Source organism: Rhizobium sp. H4, assembly GCF_003013335.1.
GTDB lineage: Bacteria > Pseudomonadota > Alphaproteobacteria > Rhizobiales > Rhizobiaceae > Rhizobium > Rhizobium sophoriradicis.
Window position 1 is genome coordinate 42,010 of record NZ_PSOW01000027.1, and the last position, 25,961, is coordinate 67,970.

Annotated in this window: 21 protein-coding genes and 2 pseudogenes; 5 read left to right on the plus strand and 18 right to left on the minus strand. The window is 62.0% G+C overall.

What is annotated here, in order from left to right:
• Positions 1-9: 9 nt before the first annotated feature.
• Positions 10-366, minus strand: coding sequence for a cupin domain-containing protein (locus C4N04_RS29575; protein ID WP_064685941.1), 357 nt, complete (start codon positions 364-366; stop codon positions 10-12).
• 295 nt (positions 367-661) lie between these two features.
• Positions 662-1,138, minus strand: a complete 477-nt coding sequence (locus C4N04_RS29580) for an Lrp/AsnC family transcriptional regulator (RefSeq protein WP_040112276.1) — start codon at positions 1,136-1,138, stop codon at positions 662-664.
• A gap of 231 nt (positions 1,139-1,369) precedes the next feature.
• On the opposite strand from C4N04_RS29580, the gene C4N04_RS29585 reads away from it, so the two are divergent.
• On the plus strand, positions 1,370-2,695 hold the full coding sequence (locus C4N04_RS29585; RefSeq protein ID WP_077989049.1) for an FAD-binding oxidoreductase: 1,326 nt from the start codon (positions 1,370-1,372) through the stop codon (positions 2,693-2,695).
• Positions 2,696-2,728: 33 nt separating this feature from the next.
• On the opposite strand, the gene C4N04_RS29590 is transcribed toward C4N04_RS29585, so the two are convergent.
• The 3 genes from C4N04_RS29590 to C4N04_RS29600 form a co-directional block, all read right to left on the minus strand.
• Positions 2,729-5,269 (minus strand): HAMP domain-containing methyl-accepting chemotaxis protein, encoded by a 2,541-nt coding sequence (locus C4N04_RS29590; RefSeq protein WP_077989048.1) that lies wholly within the window; start codon positions 5,267-5,269, stop codon positions 2,729-2,731.
• A gap of 222 nt (positions 5,270-5,491) precedes the next feature.
• The gene (gene putA / locus C4N04_RS29595; protein WP_106797673.1) at positions 5,492-9,199 is read right to left on the minus strand and encodes a trifunctional transcriptional regulator/proline dehydrogenase/L-glutamate gamma-semialdehyde dehydrogenase; all 3,708 of its coding nucleotides are present in this window, start codon (positions 9,197-9,199) and stop codon (positions 5,492-5,494) included.
• 29 nt (positions 9,200-9,228) lie between these two features.
• A complete protein-coding gene (locus tag C4N04_RS29600; RefSeq protein ID WP_106797674.1) occupies positions 9,229-9,435 on the minus strand; it encodes a hypothetical protein in 207 nt (68 codons plus the stop codon).
• 171 nt (positions 9,436-9,606) lie between these two features.
• On the opposite strand from C4N04_RS29600, the gene C4N04_RS29605 reads away from it, so the two are divergent.
• On the plus strand, positions 9,607-10,101 hold the full coding sequence (locus C4N04_RS29605; RefSeq protein ID WP_077989045.1) for an Lrp/AsnC ligand binding domain-containing protein: 495 nt from the start codon (positions 9,607-9,609) through the stop codon (positions 10,099-10,101).
• 106 nt (positions 10,102-10,207) lie between these two features.
• On the opposite strand, the gene C4N04_RS29610 is transcribed toward C4N04_RS29605, so the two are convergent.
• Complete coding sequence (locus C4N04_RS29610; protein ID WP_245425676.1) at positions 10,208-10,663, minus strand: hypothetical protein; 456 nt, start codon at positions 10,661-10,663, stop codon at positions 10,208-10,210.
• A 380-nt stretch (positions 10,664-11,043) separates the two neighbouring features.
• Here C4N04_RS29610 and C4N04_RS29615 point away from each other — a divergent pair, with 380 nt between their 5' ends.
• Positions 11,044-12,696: an acyltransferase gene (locus C4N04_RS29615; RefSeq protein WP_077989043.1), complete on the plus strand. Its 1,653-nt coding sequence runs from the start codon at positions 11,044-11,046 to the stop codon at positions 12,694-12,696.
• Here C4N04_RS29615 and C4N04_RS29620 read toward each other — a convergent pair whose 3' ends face one another.
• Positions 12,697-13,584, minus strand: a complete 888-nt coding sequence (locus tag C4N04_RS29620) for a LysR substrate-binding domain-containing protein (protein WP_106797675.1) — start codon at positions 13,582-13,584, stop codon at positions 12,697-12,699.
• 111 nt (positions 13,585-13,695) lie between these two features.
• Between C4N04_RS29620 and C4N04_RS29625 the strand changes: the two genes are divergently transcribed.
• Together C4N04_RS29625 and C4N04_RS29630 are read left to right on the plus strand one after the other, a co-directional pair.
• Complete coding sequence (locus C4N04_RS29625; protein ID WP_096763116.1) at positions 13,696-14,949, plus strand: aromatic ring-hydroxylating dioxygenase subunit alpha; 1,254 nt, start codon at positions 13,696-13,698, stop codon at positions 14,947-14,949.
• Positions 14,939-16,030 (plus strand): hybrid-cluster NAD(P)-dependent oxidoreductase, encoded by a 1,092-nt coding sequence (locus C4N04_RS29630; RefSeq protein ID WP_077989040.1) that lies wholly within the window; start codon positions 14,939-14,941, stop codon positions 16,028-16,030. The genes C4N04_RS29625 and C4N04_RS29630 overlap by 11 nt, the downstream gene beginning before the upstream one ends.
• A 49-nt stretch (positions 16,031-16,079) precedes the next feature.
• On the opposite strand, the gene C4N04_RS29635 is transcribed toward C4N04_RS29630, so the two are convergent.
• From C4N04_RS29635 to C4N04_RS29685, 11 genes and pseudogenes are all read right to left on the minus strand, one after another.
• The gene (locus tag C4N04_RS29635) at positions 16,080-17,093 is read right to left on the minus strand and encodes a GlxA family transcriptional regulator (protein ID WP_106797676.1); all 1,014 of its coding nucleotides are present in this window, start codon (positions 17,091-17,093) and stop codon (positions 16,080-16,082) included.
• Between the two features lie 85 nt (positions 17,094-17,178).
• A pseudogene (locus tag C4N04_RS32370) lies at positions 17,179-17,438 on the minus strand (proline/glycine betaine ABC transporter permease); the annotation flags it as partial.
• Between the two features lie 105 nt (positions 17,439-17,543).
• Positions 17,544-18,884 carry an FAD-binding oxidoreductase gene (locus C4N04_RS29645; RefSeq protein ID WP_106797677.1) on the minus strand — a complete coding sequence of 447 codons (1,341 nt, stop codon included), beginning with the start codon at positions 18,882-18,884 and terminating at the stop codon, positions 17,544-17,546.
• Positions 18,881-20,398: an aldehyde dehydrogenase gene (locus C4N04_RS29650; protein WP_106797678.1), complete on the minus strand. Its 1,518-nt coding sequence runs from the start codon at positions 20,396-20,398 to the stop codon at positions 18,881-18,883. Before C4N04_RS29650 ends, C4N04_RS29645 begins: the two co-directional genes overlap by 4 nt.
• The gene (locus C4N04_RS29655) at positions 20,391-21,302 is read right to left on the minus strand and encodes a dihydrodipicolinate synthase family protein (protein WP_106797679.1); all 912 of its coding nucleotides are present in this window, start codon (positions 21,300-21,302) and stop codon (positions 20,391-20,393) included. The genes C4N04_RS29650 and C4N04_RS29655 overlap by 8 nt, the downstream gene beginning before the upstream one ends.
• A complete protein-coding gene (locus tag C4N04_RS29660; protein WP_106797680.1) occupies positions 21,299-22,015 on the minus strand; it encodes a GntR family transcriptional regulator in 717 nt (238 codons plus the stop codon). The genes C4N04_RS29655 and C4N04_RS29660 overlap by 4 nt, the downstream gene beginning before the upstream one ends.
• 399 nt (positions 22,016-22,414) lie before the next feature.
• Positions 22,415-22,987: an S-(hydroxymethyl)glutathione synthase gene (gfa, locus tag C4N04_RS29665; RefSeq protein WP_040112294.1), complete on the minus strand. Its 573-nt coding sequence runs from the start codon at positions 22,985-22,987 to the stop codon at positions 22,415-22,417.
• A 55-nt stretch (positions 22,988-23,042) separates the two neighbouring features.
• Positions 23,043-23,879: an S-formylglutathione hydrolase gene (fghA, locus tag C4N04_RS29670; RefSeq protein ID WP_106797681.1), complete on the minus strand. Its 837-nt coding sequence runs from the start codon at positions 23,877-23,879 to the stop codon at positions 23,043-23,045.
• A 3-nt stretch (positions 23,880-23,882) separates the two neighbouring features.
• The gene (locus C4N04_RS29675; RefSeq protein WP_040112296.1) at positions 23,883-25,010 is read right to left on the minus strand and encodes an S-(hydroxymethyl)glutathione dehydrogenase/class III alcohol dehydrogenase; all 1,128 of its coding nucleotides are present in this window, start codon (positions 25,008-25,010) and stop codon (positions 23,883-23,885) included.
• An 80-nt stretch (positions 25,011-25,090) separates the two neighbouring features.
• On the minus strand, positions 25,091-25,783 hold the full coding sequence (locus tag C4N04_RS29680; RefSeq protein WP_106797682.1) for a dimethylsulfonioproprionate lyase family protein: 693 nt from the start codon (positions 25,781-25,783) through the stop codon (positions 25,091-25,093).
• Positions 25,784-25,797: 14 nt separating this feature from the next.
• Positions 25,798-25,961: pseudogene (locus C4N04_RS29685) on the minus strand (electron transfer flavoprotein subunit alpha/FixB family protein); the annotation flags it as partial.

The window sequence follows — 25,961 nt, forward strand, 5'->3', positions numbered from 1 at the left end:
TTTTGCGGGTCACTCGTAAACACAAAGATAGATTTTGCGGACAGTCTCGATCGTGCGCCAAACACCGACGAAACCCGGCTTCATCACGAAGCTGTCACCAGCACGGTAGGTTTTCGTCTCCCCGCCCTTCTCCTCGATTTCTACGAGACCCGAAATGATGTGACAGAATTCGTAGGTCGTACCCTTGATCGAATGATGCTCGCCAGGCGTCGCTTCCCAGACGCCGGTTAACACCTTCTCTCCCTTAGAAGCATCCTGAGCCCAGGTCTTGAAAAAGGGATTGCCTGAAATGAGCCGCTCCGGTCCGGGGATCGCGTCCTTCGGCGTGAAATCCGGATCGGTGTCGATGGTAACCAACAGTGACATGTCATCTTCCTTCTTGGGAGGCGGTTCTGAATCTACGAGGCGGGGGGTAGACTGCTTCCGAGCGCGATGGGGCGGCGGCCAGGTTGAGCAATACGGACCACCTATTGCCTCTAGGGTGGATCGTGGTGTCACCCGAGATTAAGGCAATGCGGAAGCCAGCGTTGCCGAAGAAGGCCTCGCTTTAGTCGATAATTTCGAAATCTATCCACGACCCAGCCAAACCTGCCGGCTGCTGCGACAGCTGTCACCGAGGAGACAACGTGCGGGCCATAAATCTCCGAGCGATGCGCGCTCTTTAATGCGGAAACAGCGTGGTCAGCGGCATGTGGGCTTTGATGATCGGCGACTTCAGGACGACGAAACTGAAATATTTGTCGATGCCGACGTCCATGTCGGTGAGCCGTTCCATGATCGTCTGGTATTCGTCGATGCCGGCGGTGACGAATTTCAAGAGATAATCATAGCCTCCGGAAACCAGATGACATTCGATCACCTGATCGACCTTCTCGATTACCGCGAGGAAACGGGCGAAGTCGATCTGCCGATGGTTCTTCAGCGTAATCTCGGTGAACACGGTGAGCGTCTGACCGAGCTTGCTGACATTGATCTGAGCCGAATAGCCTTCGATGTAACCTTCGGATTGCAGCTTCTTCACCCGCATTAGGCACGGGCTCGGCGACAGGTTGACCAGCTCGGCCAGTTCAACATTGGTGACGCGGCCATTCTTCTGCAGTTCGTAGAGGATTTTTATGTCGATCCGGTCGAGTTTCATCACGCGCCTTCGTGTGCTTGAGATCGCCAATGACGCAGCAGATTATGCTGCGGCTTTCCAACACCGAGCTTAACATATACCAAGGCGGTGTCGATCAGATTGCGGGACATGGCGAAGCACAAATGGCTGCCGGGCTCCCCGCAAGACAGAATCTTCTGCTGCCGCCGGTCGATCTCCGGCAAAGGCGTGGCTTAGGATCCGTTAGACTAGCCCTGAACCGGAGACCATGCCATGCCCGCACCGCTAACGCGCGTCGACACCACACCAGAGATACCTTCTGCCGCCGATGCGGTGGTGATCGGCGGCGGCATCGTCGGCGTTTTCGCAGCCTATTATCTCGTCCGGCGCGGATTGAAGGTCGCCCTGATCGAGAAGGGCCGGATCGGGGCGGAACAGTCGAGCCGCAATTGGGGCTGGTGCCGGCAGCAGAACCGCGACGCACGGGAATTGCCGATGTCGACGAAGAGCCTCGACCTGTGGGAGCAATTCGCGACCGAAACCGGCGAGGAGACCGGCTTCCGGCGCTGCGGTCTTTTCTATCTTAGCAACAGTGAGGAGGAACTATCCGGCTGGGCTAGCTGGCGCGATTTTGCCCGGTCGGTCGGCGTCACGACTCATATGCTGAGCGGCGCGGAAGCAACCGAACGGGGGCGTGCCACCGGCGCCGCGTGGAAGGGCGGGGTGTTTTCACCAACGGACGGAATCGCCGATCCGGCCAATGCCGCGCCGGCCGTCGCGCGTGCGATCCTGAAGCTCGGCGGCACAGTGCATCAATCCTGCGCAGCGCGCGGCATCGACATTGAAGGCGGCAGGCTTGCGGGTGTCGTTACCGAGCACGGCACGATCCGGACAAAAGTCGCAATCCTGGCTGGCGGGGCCTGGGCCTCCTCCTTCTGCCGGCAACTTGGCATTCGATTTCCGCAAGCGTCGATCCGCTCGTCGATCCTCTCGGTGTCACCAGGTGCGAGCGGCCTGCCGGATGCGCTGCATACATCGGCGGTTTCCGTGACGCGTCGTGGCGATGGCGGTTACACTTTGGCGATCAGCGGCCGCGGTCGCGTCGATCCCACTGCGCAGCAGCTCCGTTTCACGCCGCAGTTCCTGCCGATGTTCGCCCGGCGCTGGCGGAGCCTCGCGCCCGGCGGGTTGGAGGGGATTCGTTCCGGTCATGAATCCCTGGCGCGCTGGCGGCTCGACAGCCGGACGCCGATGGAGCGCATGCGCATCCTCGACCCGGCAGTCGACGCGGCCACCATTGCTCTGACGCATGCGCGGGCGCTTAAGCTTCTGCCTGCCTTGAAGGGCACCGGTATCAGTGCAGCCTGGGCGGGCTATATCGACAGCACGCCCGACGGCGTGCCTGGGATCGGTGAGATCGCCACCCTCCCCGGCTTCATCCTCGCTGCGGGCTTCAGCGGTCATGGCTTCGGCATCGGACCCGGCGCCGGTCATCTGATTGCCGACATCGTCACCGGCGATGAGCCGATCGTCGATCCGCGGCCCTACCATCCCAGCCGCTTCGCGGCGTCCGCCTGGGGCAAAGTCGCCGATTTCTAAAGGCGCGCCCCAACGGAAAGACATAGACGCCGCTCAGGAGGCCAGGGCGATCCGCTGGCCGGCGGCCTGTGAAGCCTTGCGGCCGTCGGCGGTCTGGAAGCGGGAGATGCGTTCGTTCAGCAGTTCCACCTGCTGCCGGAGCCGGTGAATTTCCGCGGTATTTTCCTCGACCATGGCGGCATTGTGCTGGGTAATATGCTCGATGTCGCGAACGGCGTTGTTGACCTCGTCGATCCCCTTGTACTGGGTACTCGTGGCCGTCGAAATGACCTGCACCAGCCCGTTGATCGAGGTGAAGTGTTCCATGATCGCCGAAAGCGCCTCGCCGGTCTCTTCGACGAGCCGAACGCCGGTGCCGACCTGCGACGCGCTGTTGGAGATCAGATCCTTGATCTCGCGGGCGGCCTTGGCGCAGCGCTGTGCCAGCTCGCGCACTTCCTGCGCGACAACGGCAAAACCCCTGCCTGCCTCTCCCGCGCGCGCCGCCTCGACGCCGGCATTGAGTGCGAGAAGGTTGGTCTGAAAGGCGATCTCGTCGATCACGCCGATGATGCTGGTGACCTTGTCCGACGACCGGTTGATGGCGTCCATGGCCTCGACGGCCTTGGCGACGACGGCCGCGGAATGCTCCGCCTGCCGGTGCGCCTCTGCGACGGAAACCGACGTCTGGCGCGCGTTTTCGGCAGTCGTGCGGACGCTGGCGGTCAGCTCGCCGAGCACGCGTGAACTGTCTTCGAGAGCGGCCGCCTGCTGTTCCGTGCGCCGCGCCAGATCGTCGGCCGCACCCGAAAGATTGGTGCTGCCCTCGGCGATTTCATAGGTGGTGTTGCGAACCTCGGCGAGTGTGCGGCGCAACGCATCGATCGCCTGGTTGTAGGTCCTGGCCATCGCGACATAATCGGCGGCCAGCTCCTCGCTCATCACGGCAGCGAGGTTGCCGTCGGCGAGTTTGCCGAGCATGTCGGACAGCGCGTCCAGGGCCTCGCTCTGCTCGGCTTCGATGCGGGCCTGCTCGGCCGCGCGGCGGGCCTGTTCCTGTTCGTCCCGCGCCCTGTTCGTTTCAGCGACCTCTTCGAGCCTCGTCTTTTCGAGCGCCTGGTCACGGAAGACCGTCACGGAGCGGATCATATCGCCGATTTCATCGCCGCGCTTGCCGTCGCCGATCGGAACATTGAGATCGCCAGCAGCGAGTCTCGTCATCGTCTGGGTGATCCGCTTCATCGGTCCGCGCAGCGTCTCGATCAGCATCAGGCCGCCGATGATGGCAAGCACCGTGCCCGCAATCATCGCCGAGAGCGACATTGTGGCCGAGCGCTGGCTGATTTCCTTGCCGCTCTCCTGCGCCGTGCTGACGAACTGTTCGAGCGTGTGACTTGCAGCTGCAACCAGCTCCGTCGCCGCCTGCTTGTTGCCCTGCCACCGATCGGCGATCGATATCAGTGCCGAGGTACCCTTTTCGATCAAGACAAGGGAAGGCTCGATCTTCTTGGCAAGATCCTTCAAAGCGGCGTTCTTGCCGCTCAAGGGCTCCAGCTTTGCAGCGCTTTCGCGCAGGGCCTTCAGATCCACCAGAACCGCATCCCGCGACGCGGTATCGACCCGCCTGTTCAGTTCGCTCAGGTGCAGTCGCAGATCGTCGATCGATTTGAACGCGGCATTGACGATCGCCACCATCGAGCGAAGCGTTGCTATACTCGCATCCATGCCGGCAAAACGCTCGATCGCTGTATCCGCATTGCCGGAAGCAAGTTTTGCAAACTGCTCCTCGAACCGCTGCAGATCCTGGTCGACGGGAGCATAGCCCTCGAGCGACAGATTGGCGCTGTCCTTCACCATGGCGGCAAGCTTGTCCAGAACCGGCTTCAGCGGTGCGATCTGGCTTTTCGCCTTATCAGAGCCAAGCGCCTCGCTCTCGCCGACTTCCTTGACGAGTGGCGGCAGAAGGTTGCCTATGGCCTGGCCAAGCTTCTGAGGGTCGGCTGCGGCTGCGGTCGCGTTGCGCAATTTCGCAATGCGTTCCGCGAGATTTTTGTAGGCCGAGGCGTCGAGAAGAAGCGCCCGGACGAAGGCCTCCTTGCCGTTGGCCTGATCCTGAAGAACGTCGAGCTGCTTGCGGGCGGTCTGGCTTTCCTTGAAAAGTTGCGCCACCGCCCCATCGATCGCCAGTTCGGTATTGGCCCGCTCCTGCGCCACCGCCCAGAGCGCGTCGGCGCCGCCCTGCATCTTGCCGCCGAGTTCGCGCACGGCGGAGATCTGCTGTTTCTGGGCGGGATCGATCAACATGGCATCGAGCGTCGCCGCACCCTTCTGCTGATCGGCGATGCTGGCGACCAGCCGATCGCGCGTGGCCGGTGTCGGAAGATCGGTAAAGGCGGTGAGCGACGAGCGCAGCTGCTGGAAACTGGAAAGCGTATCGATCGTCTGCCGGGTCAGGGTCATCTGGCCATTCAGCGTACCAGCCGTGAAATAACCGAACAGGCCGATGCCCGCGATGAGGATGACGAGAGGCACCACGAAGAAGAGGACCTTCGTTACGATCCGCATACGCTGCAACAGACGATCAATCAACGACATGAAATGGTGGCCCCCGCCCAGGAAATTCGGCTCTTAACTCCGGCGCCCACCATGCAACAGCACGCCTGCGTGCAAATTGACCATTGTCCTCAATTGGCGGTGGCCGCGCCCAAGGCCATCACGATAGGCATAACTCTTAAAAAAATAGTCAATGGTGTCGAGTTTCGTCGGAGCATAGAAGGTAGGACGAGGGCGTGTTTTCTGCGCCCTCGTCGGTTTCGGTCAGCCGATCGCCATCAGGCTGGCATTGCCGCCGGCAGCGGCGGTATTAATCGAGGTCGAGACCTCTTCCAACAGCCAGTTCAGGCAATAGGCCTCAGGATCGCCGGCAAGCTCTTCGCTCGTGGCGGCCTGAACCAGGAGAAGCGGACCGGGCAAAGCCGCGATCCTTTTGTTGACCGCGTGGACCCTGTCGCGATCGCCCTCGACGAGCGCGCCCGAGAAAGGTCCGTCCTTTTCCCAGTCCGAGGTCCAGGAAAAGCGGCTTGCGACCGCCGCCGGAAGATCGGCGAGCGCCGATTTCGAGAGGGAACCGGCATCCACCGCGACATGATTGCCCGTTGCAAGGGCTGCGGCGATCTGGCGATAGAGCCCGCTCTCCGTCTGCGGCACGAGCAGAATGCGGCCGCGCGGGTGCAGCGCGTAAAGATTGCGCTCGCCGACCGGGCCGGTGAGCTCGCGTTCGAGCCCAAGTGCCGAGCGGCCGGCATAACCGCGCGCCGCCTCCCCTTCGCCCGTCAGGCCCTTCTTGTCGAGCCAGACGATGTAATCGCGAAGGGCAAGGTCCGTATGAACCGAATCCTGTTGCGGCGGCACCGGCGCGCGCTGCACCAGGCGGCCGATATAGAGCGGACCGCCCGCCTTCGGACCCGTTCCCGACAGGCCGCGGCCGCCGAACGGCTGGACGCCGACGACGGCGCCGATAATGTTGCGGTTGACGTAGAGGTTGCCGGCCTTGATGCGGCTCGTCACATGCGCGATGGTTTCGTCAAGCCGCGTGTGAAGTCCGAATGTGAGGCCGTAGCCCGAGGCATTGATGTCGTCGATCAGGCGGTCGAGCCCGTTTCTCTTGAAGCGGTAAACGTGCAGGACCGGTCCGAAGACCTCCTTGGTCAGATCCGACAGCGACTTGATCTCGATGATCGTCGGCGGAACGAAGGTGCCCGCCGCAGCACTTGCGGGCAGCGCCAGCTGCTCCACCTTGCAGCCGGAGCCGCGCATCTGCGCGATATGCTCGTCGATCTCGGCCTTGGCGCCGTCGTTGATGACGGGGCCGACATCGACGCTCAGGCGATCGGTCCGGCCGACCGTCAGTTCACGGAAGGCGCCCTTCAACATGGCAAGCGTCCTGTCGGCGATATCGTCCTGAAGGCACAGAACCCGAAGAGCCGAGCACCGCTGGCCGGCGCTGTCGAAAGCAGAGGCAATGACGTCGGCGACGACCTGCTCGGCCAATGCCGAGGAATCGACGATCATGCCGTTCTGACCGCCGGTTTCGGCGATCAGCGGGATCGGTTTGCCGCTCGGCGACAGCCGTTCGGCCAGTTGCGCCTGGATCATGCGGGCGACCTCGGTCGAGCCGGTAAACATGACGCCGGCGGTTTCAGGAGCCCCGACCATGCCGGCGCCGAGCCGGCCGCTGCCGGGCACGAATTGCAGAGCGCCGACCGGCACGCCCGCCTCGTGGAGAATCTTGACGCTCTCCGAGGCGATGATCGGCGTCATGCCGGCGGGCTTGGCCAGCACGGGATTGCCGGCCACGAGGGCGGCGGCCACCTGTCCGGTGAAGATCGCCAGCGGGAAATTCCACGGGCTGATGCAGACGATGGGCCCAAGCGGCGCGTGGGACGGCCCGAGGGTCTTGCGCGCCTGTTCGGCGTAATAGCGCAGGAAGTCGATCGCCTCACGCACTTCGCCGACGGCGTTTGCCGCCGATTTGCCGGCCTCGCGCATGACGATGCCCATCAGGGTCTTGATGCGGGCCTGCATGATGTCGGCCGCCCGCTCCAGGCAGGCCGCCCGTTCGGCCGGCGGCACGGCCGCCCATTGCGGTGCATAGTCGGCCGCCATCGCAACGATGCGGGCGGCCTCTTCGACCTTCAGCTCGGTGACCGTGCCGACGACGTCGCGGTGATCGGCGGGATTAAGGACGTCGCGCGTCACCCCATCGGTGGAACCGTCGGCGAGGATCGGAAGCGCATGCCACGGGTTCGCGGCCGTGGAGGCGAGCGCCTGCGCCAGATCCGTCAGCGTCGCCTCGTTCGAGAGATCGAGCCCGTCCGAATTGGCGCGAGCATGGCCGTAGAGCGCCTTCGGCGCAGCGATCTGCACATGAGGAGCGCCGACGACGGGCATAGCCGCAACGGTCTCGGCGGGATCGGCGATCAGCGCCTCGACCGAAACGTTCGGATCGGAGATGCGGTGCACGAAGGAGGAGTTGGCGCCGTTTTCCAGGAGGCGGCGCACCAGATAAGCGAGCAACGTCTCATGGGTTCCGACTGGCGCATAGATGCGGCAGGGGCGGTCGAGCTTTTCCTTGCCGACGACCTCGTCATAGAGCGGCTCGCCCATGCCGTGCAGGCACTGGAACTCGTATTTGCCGACCGCGAAATCGGGACCGGCGAGATGATAGATCGTCGCCAGCGTCTGCGCATTGTGGGTCGCGAACTGCGGGAAAACCGCATCCGGCGCACCGAGCAGCTTGCGCGCGCAGGCGATATAGGCGACGTCGGTGTAGATCTTGCGGGTATAAACGGGATAGTCCTCGAGGCCATCCAGTTGGGCGCGCTTGATTTCCGCATCCCAATAGGCGCCCTTGACGAGACGGACCATCATCCGGCGCCCGGACCGGCGGGCGAGATCGATAATGTAATCGAGGACGAAGGGGCAGCGCTTGCCATAGGCCTGCACGACGAAGCCAAGCCCGTTCCATCCGGCAAGCTCCGGCGCGAAGCAGAGCTCCTCGAGCAGATCGAGCGAAAGCTCCAGCCGATCGGCCTCCTCGGCATCGATATTGAGGCCGATATCATAGGTCTTGGCGAGAACGGCGAGCGCCTTGACCTTGGGCAGCAATTCTCCCATTACGCGACCGGCCTGCGCCCTGACATAGCGGGGGTGCAGCGCCGAAAGCTTGATCGAGATGCCCGGGCCGTCATAGATGCCGCGTCCGTTCGAGGCCTTGCCGATGGCGTGGATCGCCTTTTCATAATCCTTGAAATAACGCTCGGCGTCGGCGGCCGTCGTCGCGGCCTCGCCGAGCATGTCGTAGGAATAGCGGAAGCCACGCGCTTCGAGCGGCCGGGCGCGCTTCAGCGCCTCCTCGATCGTCTCACCGGTGACGAACTGCTCGCCCATCATGCGCATCGCCATATCGACGCCGCGGCGGATGACCGGCTCGCCGGCGCGCGCGATCAGCCGCGTCAGCGCTGCCGACAGGCTGCGGGCGTTGACCGTGGACGTCAGCTTGCCGGTGACGACGAGGCCCCAGGTGGCGGCGTTGACGAACATCGATTTGCCGCCGCCGATATGGGAGGTCCAGTTGCCCTCGGCGATCTTGTCGCGGATCAGCGCGTCGCGGGTGTCGGTATCGGGAATGCGCAACAGCGCTTCGGCAAGGCACATCAGCGCCACGCCTTCCTGGCTGGAGAGCGAATATTCCTGCACGAGCCCTTCGACGCCGGTGCCCTTGTGCTTGGCGCGCAAGGCTTCGATCAGCGTGCGAGCGGTGCTGCGGATGTCATAGCGTTTCGCCTCGGAAACGCGCGCGGCCGCAACGAGGGGCGGCAGGCATTCGGTTTCCGGACGGCGATAGGCTGCCGTGATCGCCTGGCGAAGTTCCGATTGCGGCCGGATCGGCGGCGCAAAAGCGGCGAACGGCGCGCCGCAGGCAGGTTCTTTGGAGGATGCGGGGTCGATCGCTGCGTTCAACATGGGAAATCCCTGATCAGTGAATGTTTCGTCTAACGGATAAATGGAACACCGGGCTCATCATCCCAGGTGGCATCGTCCGTGAAAATCGGGCCGGAATATTCCGTCTCGTGAAGTGGACGCGCATTGGGCTTGTCGCGCTTAAGGGTGAATGCCGCCGCGACCGCTCTAATGGCCACCGGCCGATAGTGAGCGAGCAGATCGGGTTTCTGATCGCCGTCCGCTTTTCTCTCATGCATCTGTGATCTCCCTTTGCGCGTCGCAGCCATCGATCCCGGCAATGCGCCGAGCGTCCGCGCCCTTCCTCCCATTGCCGAGGCATAATCTACCACAGCCGCAGATCGCGATCTCACTTGATTTCAATAGTTTTCAAGCTGTATGAACTTATAAAGCGATCATCGAGAGTTCAAATGGCCACGGAAGCCGATATCTTTAGTGAATTGGACCAATTCGACAGAAAGATCCTCGCCGCACTCGCCGAGGATGGCAGGCTGTCGATCACAGATCTCGCCGCGCGCGTCGGGCTTTCGAAGACGCCCTGCCAGATCCGCTTCAAACGGCTGATCAGCGACGGCTATATCGAAGGCTTCAAGGCCGTCCTCAATCCATCGAAAATGCAGCTCGACCACATCGCCTTCGTCGAGGTGAAGCTTTCCGACACCCGCGAGGATGCGCTGAAGAGCTTCAATGAGGCCATCAAGAAGATCAGGGAAGTCGAGGAGTGCCACATGATCGCCGGCCGCTTCGATTATCTCCTGAAGATCCGCACCCGCGACATCGGTCGCTACCGCCGCGTTCTCGGCGAACGCATCTCAACGCTGCCCCATGTAGCCAACACCTCGACGAATGTGGCGATGGAGACAATCAAGGAAGGCTGGGACAAATTCGGGTCGAGTCTTTCGTGAAGGTGATCCGTGGCAGACCTCTGGCGCGATGAGCAATACAGACCACCTACGCGGCCATACTGGGCGACAGACTTACGTGTATAGTGTTGCGGCAGGCCGTCGATGCTCATCCAGCATAGGCGAAATAAACCTTGCCCCTTGCCGGATCAACGATCGTGACGCTGCCGCCCTTTCCGTAGGAGTAAAACGACCCACTTGACTGGATTGCCCGGTCGGCTTCGTGATCGCGACCTTTTTCGATCGAGATTATGAAACCGTACTTTTCCAGGTATTCAAATATTGTAGGAGGGTGGCGCTGAATACGCTCCATTGCCATCATCTCCGGATCACGGTCGTAGGGGTGCCATTGGCTTATCGCGGTCTGGTCGCTCCTGTCGTCGACCGGTGTTTCATGCCACGTTCCCCTTGTTCCCGAAAGCATATCGCCTAGCCGGCTTCCCTGTTTCCGTGCCCAGTCTGCACTATCATTGGTCAGCCGATAGACGACAAAGCCGGTTTCGTTGTCTCCGGGCATGAAACCGAGGCCCCAAGATTCTTCCAGGCGGTATTCAATTTCAGCCACTTCAAGGGGTTCGGGAACGCGTGCGAGAAGGTTGTTTCGCTCGCTAACTTTGATGGCAACGTATGGCAGTGCGACAGCGCCCAGACCACAAGCTATGATGACGCTTCTTAAAACGACTTGGTTGGGTTGTGTCCGTCGCCAGATACGGCGCAGCCCAAAGAAAGACAATTGCTATGGCCGCGATGAACAACAGGACGCAAATGGCGAGCACGACTAGTGTAATAATGATGAAACTCATATGGACTCGTAACTTGCCAAGGACATGATTGGATTCTCAAATAGGCGTGCGGACATTGAAATTGCGCCGGCCTAACAACGTTCTACGATGGAGGCAATGTGCGTTTATGGTGCTTTGCTGCCGAAATATAGAATGAGGAAAGATGGACCAGACCAGCAGCTCGCCAGCATCGGCGAACGTACAACGAGAAGCGCGCAGGCTGCAATATCTCCCCTGGGAGCACATCGCGGCGGATCTCGACCATCCCGCTCATCTCGCCCGCAAGGCAGCGCTACAGCGAGCGTGCGGCGCAGAATTGGCCGAGACCTCCTATATCGCCGAAAACGCTGCGATCTTCACCGAGAGCCTGGCGATGGGCGAGCGGTCCTGGATTGGCGGGCATGCGCTGGTGCGGGGCGATGTGATCCTCGGTGAGGATTGCTCGATCAATCCCTATGCCTGCGTTTCCGGCAAGGTGACGTGCGGCAATGGGGTCAGGATTGCCTCGCATGCGTCGATCGTCGGCTTCAATCACGGTTTCGACGATCCCGATCGGCCCATCCATCGCCAGGGCGTCGTCAGCATCGGCATTGTGATCGGCGACGATGTCTGGATCGGCGCCAATTGCGTGATCCTCGATGGCGTCACGATCGGCAACGGCGCCGTCATTGCGGCCGGAGCGGTCGTCACGCAAGATATTCCTGCGCTTGCGATTGCCGGCGGCGTACCGGCAAAGGTGCTGCGGAGCCGGGGCGCACCGGCGAGGAAATCCGCCATTGGAGAGATCGAGGATCGGCTGGTCAGGCTTGGGCAGAAGGCGAGAGAGCAATGGCCTGATATCCTTGCGCAATGGAAGACACCTGAGGGCTATGAATCGCTGGAAGCGGACGGCGTCAGGCGGCCGGCGATCCGGCATCTCTGCGATGCCATCGAGATCGCCGCCGGCTTCGATCAGCTGCCGCCCGGGCTCGATCCGGCGCAAACCGTCGAGCGTCTCCAAGGCCTCCAGGATCGGGAGACCGGCCTCTTTCCGCAAGCGCATTCGCGTGTCCAGGACTGGGCGTTGAGAGAAGATCCGAAGGCGCTCTACAACGTGCTTTCGGTCGGTTATGCGCTCGAACTGCTCGGCTCCGGACCACGGCAACCGATCCAGGCGGTGCTACTCGGGGCTGAAGAGCTGGAGCAATGGCTGAGCACCCTGCCCTGGTCGAGCCGGGCATGGCACGCCGGTAGCGTCGTCGATGCCATCGGAACCGCCATGTATTTCAACGCCAGGTATTTCGGCATCAAAGGGCCGCGACAGGCGCTCTTCGAGTGGCTGAGCCGCAATGCCAACAGCGTCTCTGGCCTCTGGGGTGAGCCGACGGCGCTGGAGGGATGGCTCCAGCCGGTGAATGGATTTTATCGCCTGACGCGCGGTACTTACGCGCAGTTCGGCATGCCGCTTCCGCATCCGCATGCCGCGATCGAGACGGTTCATCTGAATTATCGCAACCACAAAGGCTTCGTTGCCGAGAAATACAATGCCTGCAACCTGCTCGACACGATCCATCCTCTCCTGCTGATCGGGCGGCAGACCGACTACCGCCGGACCGATGGCGAGGCGATCGCCCGCAGCTTGATATCCAGGGCACTCGACAGATGGCGGGACGGCGGGGGTTTCCCATTCGCCGACGGCGGCGAGCCGAGCCTGCAGGGAACGGAAATGTGGCTCTCGGTCATTCACCTGGCGGCCGACTTCCTCGACCTGGCGGATCAGTTCGCCTTCGTCCCGAAGGGCGTGCATCGGACGGCGACACCCGGCCTTGGTCTCTGATCAACCGTGCAGCGATGCCGTCAGCCAGGCGGCGGCGAGATCGCCCGCATGGCTGCGCTTGGCCTTGATCGGCACGATCACGTTGTAGCGGCCTTCGGCGGCAAGCTCGGTTTCCGCGGCCGGCACCAGGGTTCGATCATCGAGGAAAGTGCCGATCAGCATGCGCCATCCCAAGGCGATCCCCTGCCCCGCACGCGCCGCCGCGATGCTTTCCGTGTAATGGTTGAATCGAAGCGACGGCTTGATCTCGATATTGCCGCCGGTCAGCGACACCCATTGCGCCCAGCCATACCAGGAACGATCGAGCACATCCGTTTCGATGAATTCGTCGGCAGAGCCGAGCGGGCCATCTCCGCGGCGCCTGAGGTGGTCGGGAGAGCAGACCGGGCAGACGACGTCGCCGCGCGAGGCAATGACAGTGCCATCGCTGAAGGGCGGCACGCCGTATCGGATCGCAACGTCGATCTCTCCATCGTCCAGAGTGATCGGGTTATCCTGGGATATCACCCGCACCAGAATGCCGGGATTGGCCCGGCGGAACTCGGCAAGCCGCGGCAGCAGCCAGAAGGAGGAGAAGGCGACGGTCGCGCCGATCGTCACCACGTCCTGGCTGCGCGACTGGATCGCCTCCACGCTTTCCGCGATATCGGCAAAGCTCTTCGCCAGCGTCGCGCCGAGGCTGACGCAGGCCGCCGTCGGCTCGATCGCCCGGTGCTTGCGCAGGAAGAGCGGCTGGCCGAGTTCCTCTTCCAAAGCGGCGATCTGCCGGCTGACGGCTGCCTGGGTAACGCCGAGTTCGCTCGCCGCCGTGGTGAAACTCTTCCTGCGCAGCACCGCTTCCAGCGTCACCAGCGCCGTCAGCGACGGGAGCCGTCTTCGAAATTGCATCACAAGACTCCTATTCGCATGATAAAAACTTATGCGAAGCTAATTTTTTATGCCGTTGAAAGGCCGACGCTGCAAGAGCAATCTAGGGAAACTCTCACATAAGAGGTTCTCATGCTAAACAGGCTTCCTTCTTCCATTTCGGCGCTTCTCGACTCCCGCGCGGAAGGCCATTCGTTGCCGGCCGGCCTCTACGTTAGAGAAGACGTGTTCGAAGCGGATATCGACGTCTTCTTCCACAAGCACTGGATCTGCGTCGGCCTCGACTGCGATGTTCCGGAGGCCGGCGACGCCACAGTCGTCGACATCGGCAAGACGAGCCTGATCCTGCTGCGTGACGACGACGGCGAAATCCGCGTGCTGCACAATGTCTGCCGCCATCGCGGTTCCCGTCTTCTCAACCCGGGCAAGACGATCGTCTCGAAGCTCGTCTGTCCCTATCATACTTGGACCTATGAGCTGACGGGCGAGCTCAGCTATGCCCCGCATATGGGCAAGGATTTCGACAAGGACTGTCACGGTCTGAAGCCGGTTACCTTCAAATCGATCGGCGGCCTGATCTATGTCTGCCTGTCCGACAATCCGCCGGAGGACATTGCCGGCCTCGAGCAGGCGATGGTCGAGCGTCTCGCGCCCTACGACATCCGCAATGCCAAGATCGCCCACCAGACCGACGTCATCGAGGACGGCAACTGGAAGCTGACGATGGAGAACAATCGCGAGTGCTATCATTGCTCCGCCAACCATCCAGAGCTCTGCGTCTCCTTCGTCGACCTCGACTTCGGCTTCGATCCCGAAACGCTGAGCCCGGAGGATCGCGAACAGGCCGAGGAGCATTTCCGGCTTTACGAGGAGCGCACCCAGGCATGGGAAGCCGATGGCTTCCCGTCCGCCGCCATCGAGCAGCTCGCCGACTGCGCCACGAACTTCCGCACGCAGCGGCTGATCATATCAGGCGCCGGCGAATCCCAGACGCATGACGCCACCGCCGCATCCTCCAAGCTCCTCGGGCAGATGACCCGCAAGGATCTCGGCGACACCCATCTCTGGGGCCATAACAGCTGGAACCACTTCATGGGCGACCATGCCATCGTGGCGACCGTCATCCCGCTTTCGGCCGGCAAGACGCTGGTCAGGACCAAGTGGCTGGTCCACAAGGACGCCGTCGAAGGGGTGGATTACGACCTCGACAAGCTGACGGATGTCTGGGTCGCAACGACGGACCAGGACGCCGACCTCGTCGCCCGCTCCCATGCCGGTGCGCTCGATCCCGCTTATCGGCCGGGTCCCTATTCCCGCTTCTCCGAGACGAACCTCGACAAGTTCGCCAGCTGGTACATCGACCGGATGCGCGCTCATGGATACTAGGAACCCGCAAGCCCCGCTCGCAAAAACCGCCCGTCACGACGTCTGGAATCCCGAGGAAGACGATGCGCTCGTCTGCCTCGACGTCCAGCAGGAGACCCATGACGTCAAGACCTTCACCTTCGCCTCCCCTGACGGCAAGCGGTTCGCCTTCAAGGCCGGCCAGTATTTCCTGTTCGACCTGGAGCATAACGGAGAGCCTGAAAGCCGCTGCTACAGCATCTCCTCGTCGCCGCATCGCACGAACGCTTTCTCGGTAACGGTGAAGCGCGTTCCGGGCGGCAAGATCTCCAACTGGCTTCACGACACGCTGGTGCCGGGCGCGTCGGTCAAGGCAAACGGCCCGCTCGGCCATTTCGTCCGGTCCGAGGCGTCGAAGCCAAAACTTCTGCTGCTCTCCGGCGGCTCCGGCATCACGCCGGTCATGTCCATTCTGCGTGAACTCGCCGACAGCTGCGAGCCTGCCGACGTCATCTTCATGCATGCGGCGCGCACCCCGCTCGATCTGATCTTTCGCGACGAACTCGCCTGCATCGCCCGCAGGCTGAAAGGGCTGCGGCTGCATTTTCTGCCGGAAACGGTTGCCGGCGAACCCTCCTGGTCCGGCCTCACCGGCCGCATTTCGGCGGATTATTTCAGACTGGCGGTTCCCGATATCGCCGACCGCACGGTGATGTGCTGCGGCCCCGCTCCGTTCATGGCGGCAGCGCGCGGCATCGCCGCAGAACTCGGCGTTCCCGCCTCCCATTATCTCGAAGAAAGCTTCGACGCTGCCGTCATCGACGAACCTGAAATCCCCGCGATTCAGGAAGCGACCGCCAAGGTCTTTCAGGTCACCTTCTCCAAGCAGGCCCGCAGCATCGAGGTAACAGGCGACCAGAGCGTGCTCTCCTGCGCGAAGAAGGCGGGCGTCAGGATACCATCCTCCTGCGCCAATGGGGTCTGCGGCACCTGCAAGTCGATGCTCACGTCAGGCGCGGTCGACATGAACCACAATGGCGGCATCCGCCAGAGGGAAATCGACGCCGGCTTCTTCCTGCCCTGCTGCTCGAAGCCGCTCAGCGATCTCCTCATCGAACGCTGAGCGACACCGCGTCAATCGTCGATACGGGAACTGCCAGGATGCTGACGCTTCAGTGTGCTCTCAAGGCCGCCGCACGATGCTGCGAGGGCGTTTGCCCGAATGTGCGCTTGAAGGTTCTGGTGAACTGCGAGGCGTTTTCGAAGCCGACGTCGAGCGCAATCTCGATGAGCGGCGCCTTCGACTGGGCGCGGATCGATTTTGCCCGCTCCATGCGAACGCGGTTATAGGCCTTGGCAGGCGACATGCCCGTCTTTTCGATGAATATCCGCTCCAGCTGCCGCCTCGAGAGCCCGACCATTGCGGCAAGCTTCTCGATCGGCATGCTGCCGTCGACGAACTGCTCCATGGTGATCATCGCCGCCTTGACGCGGGCGTCGTCATAATCGTCGTAGAGCGGACGCCGCGGCTGAACATCCGATGGCGTTCGGGCCTTCTCGATCTGAAGCACTTCGAGCGCGTTTCGTTCGGCATCGCGGCTGATGTATTTTCTGACGAGCAATGCCGCCATGTCGGCAGCGCTGCTGCCCCCGGCGCAGGATCCGCGCTGCCGATCGAGATTGAAGAGCCGGTCGGAGCGGACGGCAAGCTCCGGAAAGCGCTCCCGAAACTCCTTGTAATGCAGCCAGCTGACGCAGGATTCGTGTCGTTTCATCAGGCCCGCCGCCGCCAGGATGAACGAACCGGTGCACACGCCGATAAGCGGCACCTTCTTCGCATCCGCTTGCCTCAGGAAGGTGATTGTCTGCTGGTCGACGGGATTTTCGACCGTCAGCAGGCCGCCGACGACCACGATATAATCGAACCTTGACGGGTCGACGAAATCCGAAGTAGGCGCCACCTGGACACCGCAGCTGGAGGTAATCAGATGCCGCGTGCTGCCGATCACCTGCCAGTCGGCGAGCACCCTTCCAGAACGATCCTGTTCGTCGCTGGCAAGTCTGAGCGTGTCGACGAACAATGCAAAGGCCGACAGCGTGAAGGAACGCGACAGAACGAACCCAACTTTGAGTCGCGCTGCCTGCTTTGCGCCATCGTCAACCACCCGATGCTGCTCAGCTCGCATGTTCATCTCCTGCCACGTGGAGCCAGTCGACGGCCGGCATCAAGATTGCGCCGGGCGGAAACTGCAAGTCCAAACTACTCATGACTTCCTTCCCATTCCCCAAGTGAACGGCGCTCTGCCATATTCGGTCAGTCAGCATGGTCAATAGCACGATGGCGATTGCTGCATGATTGAGGTCGCGATATCGACCGTCCTGATCGCGCCGCAGAACATTCCTTCGAGCCTGCCTGAACCCGCAATGCCCGCGACAACGGCCATGCCAGACGCCGTCGTTAGTCTCAGGTTGATCCGCATGATGGTCGGACGCGCAAAGGGAGGACGGATATTGAACAACATCTCTGCGGTCCCGCAGAAAGCCTTCCACAAAGTTTTCATTGTTATTACTCCCCAGCTGTCGTCCCTTCGCCATCGAAGTCTGCAGGCGGTGATCTTCAATTTGCGCGATCGAAATCACCCCTCGCGACCGGCACGCAATTCCTGAAAGCGGATGACGGAGTTGATGCCCAGCCAAGCGATGGGCTCGGGGGGCAGTCTCCTCGGTTCCGGCTGGTTTTTGAATTTGTCGAGCTCCGGGCTGGCGGCTCCTGTCGCGAGATCGGCGGCCATCATCCCGGCAAGCGTGCTCTTGACGGTGCCGAGACCGTTTTCGCAGCAGGCGGAAAATAGCCCTTCTTCAACCTCGCCGAATGCGGGCACATGGTTTCTGCTGAGGCAGAGCGCACCCGCCCAGCTATATTCCATCGGCAGGCGCTCCATCCCCGGGAAACGGGCATCGAACGACCGGCGCTGTTCGGCGGCGATTCCGGCGACGCGCTTTTCCGACACTTTCAGGCTCGGGTCATAGGTAAACCTCGTCCTGACGACGATCCGCGAAAGCCCGTCCTTTGTGATCTTGCGTAGCGTCGCGCCCATCGGGTCGGCCGGCAGCAGCGCCCAGCGATCCACACCGGTGCCTGCGAATTCGTTCTGTGAAAAGGCCGACGTCATCGACGCATAGGTGAAGATATGCATCAGCCTTCCACGGAAATGGCCGAAGCTTTGAATATGACCGTTCACACCGAGAATGACCTTGGGCGCGGAAACGGAGCCGCGGGCGGTCTTCGCCTTCCAGCTCCTGCCTTCACGCGAAAGCTCCAGCACCGGCGAGTGCTCGTGGATGGCAACCTTCGAATGGAGCCCGCGCGCCAGGCCCCTGATATAATCGGCCGGCTGGATCATCACCGCGCCCGGGGTGTAGAGGCCGCCGCGATAATAGTGCGAGCCGGTCATCTCCCGCATCTGGTTCGCATCGAGAACGCGATGCTCCTCGCCGATCTTTTCGAGCGACTTCCTATAATTGTCGTTGAGCCCCATTCCCCGGTCGGAGGCCGCGGCATTTACCTTGCCCGAGGGATCGAAGGTTTCCCGGGGCAGGCCGTATTCGGCCGCCACGTCGGCTGCGAAGGAAATCGCCAGACGGTTCTGCCGGATCTCGTCCTTGGTCGCCGCCTCGTCCGCCACCGAATACTCGCCGGAGGACAGGTTGTGCGGCACGTCGATCATGAAGCCGGAATTCCGCCCGGCCGGCCCCTTGGCAAGCTCACGCGCATCCAGGACGGCGATCTTGTCCCCAGGGCGCGATTGCGAGAGACGGCGGGCCGCGGAAAGGCCGGCAAATCCGCCGCCGATGATCAGCCAGTCGGCGGTAATGTCGTGCTCAAGCGCCGCTACGGGAAAGGTGCGTTCGCTGGTCGCCTCCCATCCCGAAACGCCGGTATCGGTCGGCAGGTGCTTGATCACATGGCGGCTCATCGGATCGTCTCGTCGACGGAGCGTTCCGAAATGTCGATCCAGATGGTCTTCAGCTCGCAGTAATTGTCGTGGGCGAAGACCGACTTGTCGCGGCCGCCGAAGCCGGACTCCTTGTAGCCGCCGAACGGCGTGGTGGCGTCGCCTTCGCCGAAGCAGTTGACGGTGATCAGGCCGGCGCGGATATCGCGGGTCAGCCGGATCGCATTGCGCAGGCTGCCCGTATAGACGGATGCCGTCAGGCCGTAATTGGTGTCGTTGGCCAGAGCAGTCGCCTCGGCGAGCGTGTTGAACGTCGTGACCGACAGGATCGGCCCGAAGATCTCTTCCTGGAACAGGCGGCTGGCCGGCGTCACACCTTCGACCAGCGTCGGCTCGATGAAGATGCCGTTATAGGTTTCACCGCCCTGGGTGACGGAGAGCTTCTCCGACTTGGCATCGTCGAGGAAGGATTTCACCTTCTCGAAGTGCGACTTGCTGACCAGCGCGCCGATGCGGTTTTCGGGATCGAGCGGATCGCCCGTCTTCCATTCGCGCATGTAGGCGCCGATGCGCTTCATCAATTCATCCTTGACCTTGGCATGGACGATGAGACGCGACGTGGCCGAGCAATTCTCGCCCATGTTCCAGAAGGCGCCGTTGACGACCTGCTCGGCGACGAGGTCGAGGTCCTCGGCATCGTCGAGAACGACGGCGGGGTTCTTGCCGCCGCATTCGAGCACCACCTTCTTGAGGTTCGAATCCGCGGCGTAACGCAGGAAGCGGCGGCCGGTCGGCGTCGAGCCGGTGAAGGCCACCATGTCGACATCATTGTGCAGGCCGATCGGTTCGCCGACCTCGCGGCCCGAACCAGTGACGACGTTGAAGACGCCGGCCGGAATGCCGGCCTCAAGGGCGAGTTCGGCGACGCGCAGCGTCGTGAGTGTTGTTTCCTGCGCCGGCTTGACGATGACCGAGCAGCCGGCGGCAAGCGCCGGGCCGATCTTCCAGACGAGCATCAGCAGCGGGAAATTCCACGGCAGCACGCATCCGACGACGCCGATCGGCTCACGCACGATCATCGTCAGCGCGTTGGCGCCGACAGGCGCCGTGTTGTCGTAGAGCTTGTCGATCAGCTCGGCGTGCCAGCGCAGCGTATGAATGGTATCGGGAACGTCGACGGTCTGGCATTCGCGTATCGGTTTGCCACTGTCGAGGCTTTCCATGACGGCGAGTTCGTGCCGGTTGCGCTCCAGGAGCTTGGCAAGCTTCAGCAGCACTTCCTTGCGCTCACCCGGCGAGCGGAGCCGCCAGCGCCCGTCTTCGAACGCCTCTTTCGCCTTCTCAACGGCGAAATCGACGTCGCTGGAATCGCAGGCGGCGATTTCGGCCAAAGCCTCACCCGTCGCGGGATTGGTGGAGGTGAAGGTCTTGCCGGAATTCGCCGGACGAAATGCGCCATCGATGAATGCATTCGTCGGAAGTTGAAGACCGACGGCGATCGCCTTGTATTCGGCTGCGGTCAAAGGTTCATGCATGGTTGGCTCCCGACGTGATCTGGGCGACCGTGCGCTTCAATGTGGCGACGACGGTCTGAAGGGTTCTTTTTTCTTCGGAGTTCAGTCCGCGCAGCGGCGCCCGCACCGGACCGGCCTTGAGGCCGATGATCTCGCATCCGTGCTTGATCGACTGGACGAACTTGCCGCATTCGAGGAAATCCATCAGCGGCAGCATCGCGCTCATGATCGCCCGGCCCTTGTCGAAATTCTTCTCGAGGACGCAGGCCTCATAAAGGGCGACATGCTCGCGCGGCAGAAAGTTGGAACCGGCACAGACCCAGCTCTTCGCACCCCAGGCGAAGAATTCGAGCGCCTGGTCGTCCCAGCCGCAGGACAGCGCAATGTGCGGAAACTTCCGGGCGAGCCGATGAAGATTGCCCATGTCGCCGGAGCTTTCCTTGATGGCGATCACGTTCTTCGACTTGCCGACGCGGGAGAAATACTCCTCGCCCATCACCACGCCCATGCGGGCGGGATAGTTGTAGAGCATGATCGGCAGGTTGGCGGCGCGATCGACCGTCAGGGCATGGACCGCGTTCTCGCGTTCGGTCGGCAGCGCATAGGGCGGTGACGAGACCAGGATCGCATCCGCGCCGATGTCCTTTGCCGCCTTCGCATATTCGACCGAATCCTCGGTGCGCGTGGCGCCGGTGCCGATAATGAGCGGCAGCCGCGTGCCGATGACCTCTTTCGCATAGGCCCCGAGCTCGAAACGCTCCTGGCTGCTCTGGGCATAATATTCGCCCGTCGAGCCGCCGACGATAATGCCGTGGACGCCCGCTTCGATCAGCGACTCGAGCACGGCTGCAAATCCGGCCCGGTCAATCTGACCATTTTGATCGAGCGGCGTTACCGCCGGCGTGTAGATCCCCTCAAACTTCACGATGACTTCTCCAATATGTGCGTGGCTGGACCGCCCACGAAGGCGTCCGCCTTGAGGCCTTGCGGTGCGATGAACATCTCCATGTTCTCGCGAGACAACTCCCAGTGTTCAAAAACGAGATCGACGACGGCATCCTCGTCGTGAGCGCCGAGCGCGGCGATAAAGCCGTCATGATGGTCGACGGCCAGTTGAAGCCGCCGCCTCATGTCCTCGTTCCTCGGCCGGAAAAACGTGTGACCGATGCGCGCGTGGTCGATGAGCAGCCGGCCGAGGCTCGGCTGCATGTAGACGTTGCCCGACATCTCGCCGAAGATTTCGTGAAAGCGGTTGTTCTCCAGCACCATCGCCAGAGCGTCAGTCTTCTGGCTGGCGGCGCGAAACCGCTCCTGTGTCTGCTTCAGCTCGACAAGCTGTGCCGGCTTGAAGTTCTGCACCGCGAGGCGACCGACCGCCGCATAGATCATCGGCGCGACGAGAAAGAAATTGCGAAGCGTGGAGTGGTTCATCGGGATGACCCGCGCGCCCCTGTTCTCGCGGATATCGATATAACCCTCTCCGGCAAGACGGCGGAATATGTCCCGCACCGGCGTCCGGGACAACCCGTACCGCTCGCTCAAACTGGCCTCGTCCAGATCGGCGTCCGGGTCCAGTTCCATCGTCAGAATCTGACGTTTCAGATCTTCGTAGAGATTGCTCTTGGGTGTCTTCGCCATCGTCGATCTCCGGCCGATTGTTGCCCTATGCCGCGAAAATGCCACGCCTCTGGGACGAAGTCAATAATTGTGTACATTACGTACACAATTATTATTCGTGGAATATACAATATCGCAAGATCATGGGGTGCACCCGATACGAGCGGAGCGCGTTTGTCCTCGAAGATGGCCTGATATTGATTCGGGCACAGCCGAGGCGCCGGTCGGCAGCCCTAGCGGTGCTTTGACAGGACGCGGGTATGGTGACAGGTGGCGAGAATTTGCTGCGGCAGACGTTGGCATGCCTCCATGCCAGTCAGCGTCGACCGTCAGGCTCATAAGCCCAGGCGCCGGCAGGATGGCGCGGCCATCGCGGGGGATGGCGGGGTCGGGGAGCGCCGGTGGGCGCTCCCCGGATGATCAGGCGGCGAGCGCGCCGCTTTTCTTGGCAGTCCAGGTCGCGATGTAGTCCATCAGGCCGGGCGAGAGGCAATCATAGGGCTCGAGACCCGATGCCTTCAGCTGCGCCCGGAGGGCTTCCATCTTGGCGGGATCAAAGCCGCTTTCGATGATCGACGACACGAAGGCCGCGAAAGTGGGCTTTGCCCAGCCGCTTTCCTGGAAGCGCTCCGGATGGACGAAGGACAGCCCCTGGAAGGGATGTTCGCGCTCGACCGGCCCGTACATATGCACGCCGCATTCCTTGCAGGCATGCCGCTGGATCAGAGCAGCGGGATCGACGACGGCGAGCTTGTCGCCGTTCTCGAGCACTTCGACGCTCTCGGTCGGAGCGACCGCCACGACCGAAAAGACTGCTCCCTGCGGCTTCCAGCACTTGGTGCAGCCGCAGACATGATTGTGGGCGATATCGCCCTTGATCCTGACCTTGACGGGATTGCTCGTGCATTTGCACACCAGCGTCCCGCCTGTGAAAGCAGCGTCAGTCGCTCGAAAGCCTGAATCCACTGCCGGATGAATGGCTATGCTGCTCATTGCTTTTCTCCCTTCCTCCCTGGCCGTTTGCGTTATGCCCGGCCGAGCCCTGCAATCATTTTTCGAGCTTCTTCGCGTGCCAGCGCAGATGGTCTCCCATGAATGTCGAAATGAAAAAGTAGGAGTGGCCGTAGCCTTCCTGCATGCGGAGCTCGAGGGGGATACCCGCCGCCTCGCAGGCTTGTCGGAGTTCGTTAGGCCGCAGCCCATCCTCCAGGAATGAATCCGCGGTCCCCTGATCGACGAAGAATTCCGAGAACCGGTGCCCGTCTTCGATCAGCGAGCAGGCGTCATAGGCCCGCCAGGTCTTCTCATCAGGCCCGAGATATTTCCGGAATGCCGGTTTCGACCAGCCGGACACCGAGGGATGACTGATCGGCGCGAAGGCCGAGCAGCTGCGGAAGCGGTCCGGGTTCTTGAGCGCGATGGTGATCGCGCCATGTCCGCCCATCGAATGACCGAAGATTCCCTGGCGGTCCATGTCGGCGGGAAATTCCGCGGCAAGGAGGCGCGGCAGTTCGCCGGTGATGTAGCTGTACATGCGATAATTGGCCGAAAACGGCGGCTCGGTGGCATCGACGTAAAAGCCGGCGCCCTTGCCGAACTGCCAATTGTCGGGCTCGTCAGGAACGTGATCGCCGCGGGGGCTGGTATCCGGGCAGACGACGATCAGCCCAAGCTCGGCGGCAAGCCGCCGATACTCGCCCTTGTCCATGACATTGGCATGCGTGCAGGTCAGGCCGGACAGATACCACAGGACCGGGCGCTTGCCCTCGGCCGCCTGCGGTGGCACGAACACCGCAAAGGTCATGTCGCAGCCGCAGACCTCGGAGCGATCGACGTAGACGCCCTGGATACCGCCGTAAGACTTGTCGGTCGAGATGGTTTTCATGACTTAGTACACCACCACGCCGCGGATGCTTTCACCCTTGTGCATCATCTCGAAGCCCTTGTTGATGTCCTCGAGCGGCATGGTGTGGGTGATCATCGGGTCGATCTGGATCTTGCCCTGCATGTACCAGTCGACGATCTTCGGCACGTCGGTCCGGCCGCGCGCGCCGCCGAAGGCGGTGCCCATCCAGTTGCGGCCGGTGACCAGCTGGAACGGCCGGGTGGAGATCTCCTGGCCGGCGCCGGCAACGCCGATGATGACCGATTTGCCCCAGCCGCGATGGGATGCTTCCAGCGCCTGGCGCATCACCTTGGTGTTGCCGGTGCAGTCGAAGGTATAGTCGGCGCCGCCGATCAGGTCGCCATTGCGCTTGGTCATATTGACGAGATAGGGCACGATGTCGTCGCCGACCTCCTTCGGATTGACGAAATGCGTCATGCCGAATTTCTCGCCCCAGGCCTTGCGGTCAGGATTGATGTCAACGCCGATGATCATGTCGGCGCCGGCGAGCCTTAAGCCCTGCAGCACGTTGAGGCCGATGCCGCCGAGACCGAAGACGATCGCGGTCGAACCGATCTCGACCTTGGCGGTGTTGATCACCGCGCCGATGCCTGTGGTGACGCCGCAGCCGATGTAGCAGATCTTGTCGAAGGGGGCGTCGGGATTGACCTTGGCAAGGGCGATCTCCGGCAGCACGGTGAAATTGGCAAAGGTCGAGCAGCCCATATAATGATGGATCTTGTCCTTGCCGATCGAAAAGCGCGAGGTACCGTCAGGCATCACACCCTGGCCCTGGGTCGAGCGGATGGCGGTGCAGAGATTGGTCTTGCGGGAAAGGCAGGAATAGCACTCGCGGCATTCCGGCGTGTAGAGCGGAATGACGTGGTCGCCCTTCTTGACCGAGGTGACGCCGGGGCCGACATCGACGACGATACCGGCGCCTTCATGGCCGAGGATCGCCGGGAACAGGCCTTCCGGATCGGCGCCCGACAGGGTGAAATCGTCGGTGTGGCAGATGCCGGTCGCCTTGACCTCGACAAGCACCTCGCCGGCTCTCGGCCCCTCCAGCCGCACGGTCATCACTTCCAGCGGTTTTCCGGCCTGCGTGGCCACGGCGGCGCGTACGTCCATTTGATAATCCCTCCTGTTAATTCAATTTCGATTGTGATGAGGAGGCCGAGAAATCGGAACGATCTGGCCTCACCTCAGTGTCATCCCGGCTCGACCTGACACCACACCGCGAGAAGCGGCTGGGCCGTACATCTTATCGCGAAGGATTGCCCGGCATCATTCGCGAAGACCGTTCCGGTCGCGGCAGAAAACCACTGCGAGTCACCAAGGCAGATTTCTCCCGGTGAAAGCAGAATGAAGGCGCGCGGCTGCGTCTGAACATGATCGGGGAAGCGGGTATAGCGATCCATATAGATCACGCCGACCCGGAGATCGGCGCGCTCCTCCATGCCGCCAGGGCCGACCAGAACCGCATGGGAGTGCGTATTGCCGAAGTTCAGGCTGGCAAACGGGCCGGTGCGGCCGCGTCTCCACAGCAGTCTGTCGGCCAGGCTCTTGAACTGGCTGGCGATCGCCTCGTATTTCCGTCCGGATTTTGCCAAATAACGGATAGCGTCATCCAGCCCTTCGGGCACGCCTGGAATAGGGCCGCCCTCCGGGTGCACCTTGCCTGTCTTGAGCAGCCTCTGAAGGACCTTGCCCGCAACGAAACTGGCAACGGCGGGAGCATCGGCCGACAGCATCAGGCCACCGATATCGTTGAGAAATTCCTGCAGCGGCCGGGGACGCCTTTCCCTTCCGATGTCGTGCAGCCTTATATAGGCCGGCTTTTCCTCATCGTTCAGGAGAAGGTCAGCACCAGGTCTGATTGGACGTCCCACCACGCGCGCCACGTTTGTCTCCCCAGTCAGAGCGCCTTTTCCAATTCCGGCAGGGCGTCGAAGAGATCGGCGACGAGGCCGTAGTCGGCGACCTGGAAGATCGGCGCCTCCTCGTCCTTGTTGATGGCGACGATCACCTTCGAATCCTTCATCCCGGCCAGATGCTGGATGGCCCCGGAGATGCCGGCGG

Coding starts and splice junctions, on each gene's coding strand:
- C4N04_RS29625 (WP_096763116.1), top strand. CDS start 13,696: ATGCTAAACAGGCTTCCTTCTTCCATTTCGGCGCTTCTCGACTCCCGC.
- C4N04_RS29600 (WP_106797674.1), bottom strand. CDS start 9,435: ATGCATGAGAGAAAAGCGGACGGCGATCAGAAACCCGATCTGCTCGCT.
- fghA (WP_106797681.1), bottom strand. CDS start 23,879: ATGAAAACCATCTCGACCGACAAGTCTTACGGCGGTATCCAGGGCGTC.
- C4N04_RS29650 (WP_106797678.1), bottom strand. CDS start 20,398: ATGCATGAACCTTTGACCGCAGCCGAATACAAGGCGATCGCCGTCGGT.
- putA (WP_106797673.1), bottom strand. CDS start 9,199: ATGTTGAACGCAGCGATCGACCCCGCATCCTCCAAAGAACCTGCCTGC.
- C4N04_RS29630 (WP_077989040.1), top strand. CDS start 14,939: ATGGATACTAGGAACCCGCAAGCCCCGCTCGCAAAAACCGCCCGTCAC.
- C4N04_RS29645 (WP_106797677.1), bottom strand. CDS start 18,884: ATGAGCCGCCATGTGATCAAGCACCTGCCGACCGATACCGGCGTTTCG.
- C4N04_RS29605 (WP_077989045.1), top strand. CDS start 9,607: ATGGCCACGGAAGCCGATATCTTTAGTGAATTGGACCAATTCGACAGA.
- C4N04_RS29590 (WP_077989048.1), bottom strand. CDS start 5,269: ATGTCGTTGATTGATCGTCTGTTGCAGCGTATGCGGATCGTAACGAAG.
- gfa (WP_040112294.1), bottom strand. CDS start 22,987: ATGAGCAGCATAGCCATTCATCCGGCAGTGGATTCAGGCTTTCGAGCG.
- C4N04_RS29575 (WP_064685941.1), bottom strand. CDS start 366: ATGTCACTGTTGGTTACCATCGACACCGATCCGGATTTCACGCCGAAG.
- C4N04_RS29620 (WP_106797675.1), bottom strand. CDS start 13,584: ATGCAATTTCGAAGACGGCTCCCGTCGCTGACGGCGCTGGTGACGCTG.
- C4N04_RS29660 (WP_106797680.1), bottom strand. CDS start 22,015: ATGGCGAAGACACCCAAGAGCAATCTCTACGAAGATCTGAAACGTCAG.
- C4N04_RS29580 (WP_040112276.1), bottom strand. CDS start 1,138: ATGAAACTCGACCGGATCGACATAAAAATCCTCTACGAACTGCAGAAG.
- C4N04_RS29615 (WP_077989043.1), top strand. CDS start 11,044: ATGGACCAGACCAGCAGCTCGCCAGCATCGGCGAACGTACAACGAGAA.
- C4N04_RS29675 (WP_040112296.1), bottom strand. CDS start 25,010: ATGGACGTACGCGCCGCCGTGGCCACGCAGGCCGGAAAACCGCTGGAA.
- C4N04_RS29585 (WP_077989049.1), top strand. CDS start 1,370: ATGCCCGCACCGCTAACGCGCGTCGACACCACACCAGAGATACCTTCT.
- C4N04_RS29635 (WP_106797676.1), bottom strand. CDS start 17,093: ATGCGAGCTGAGCAGCATCGGGTGGTTGACGATGGCGCAAAGCAGGCA.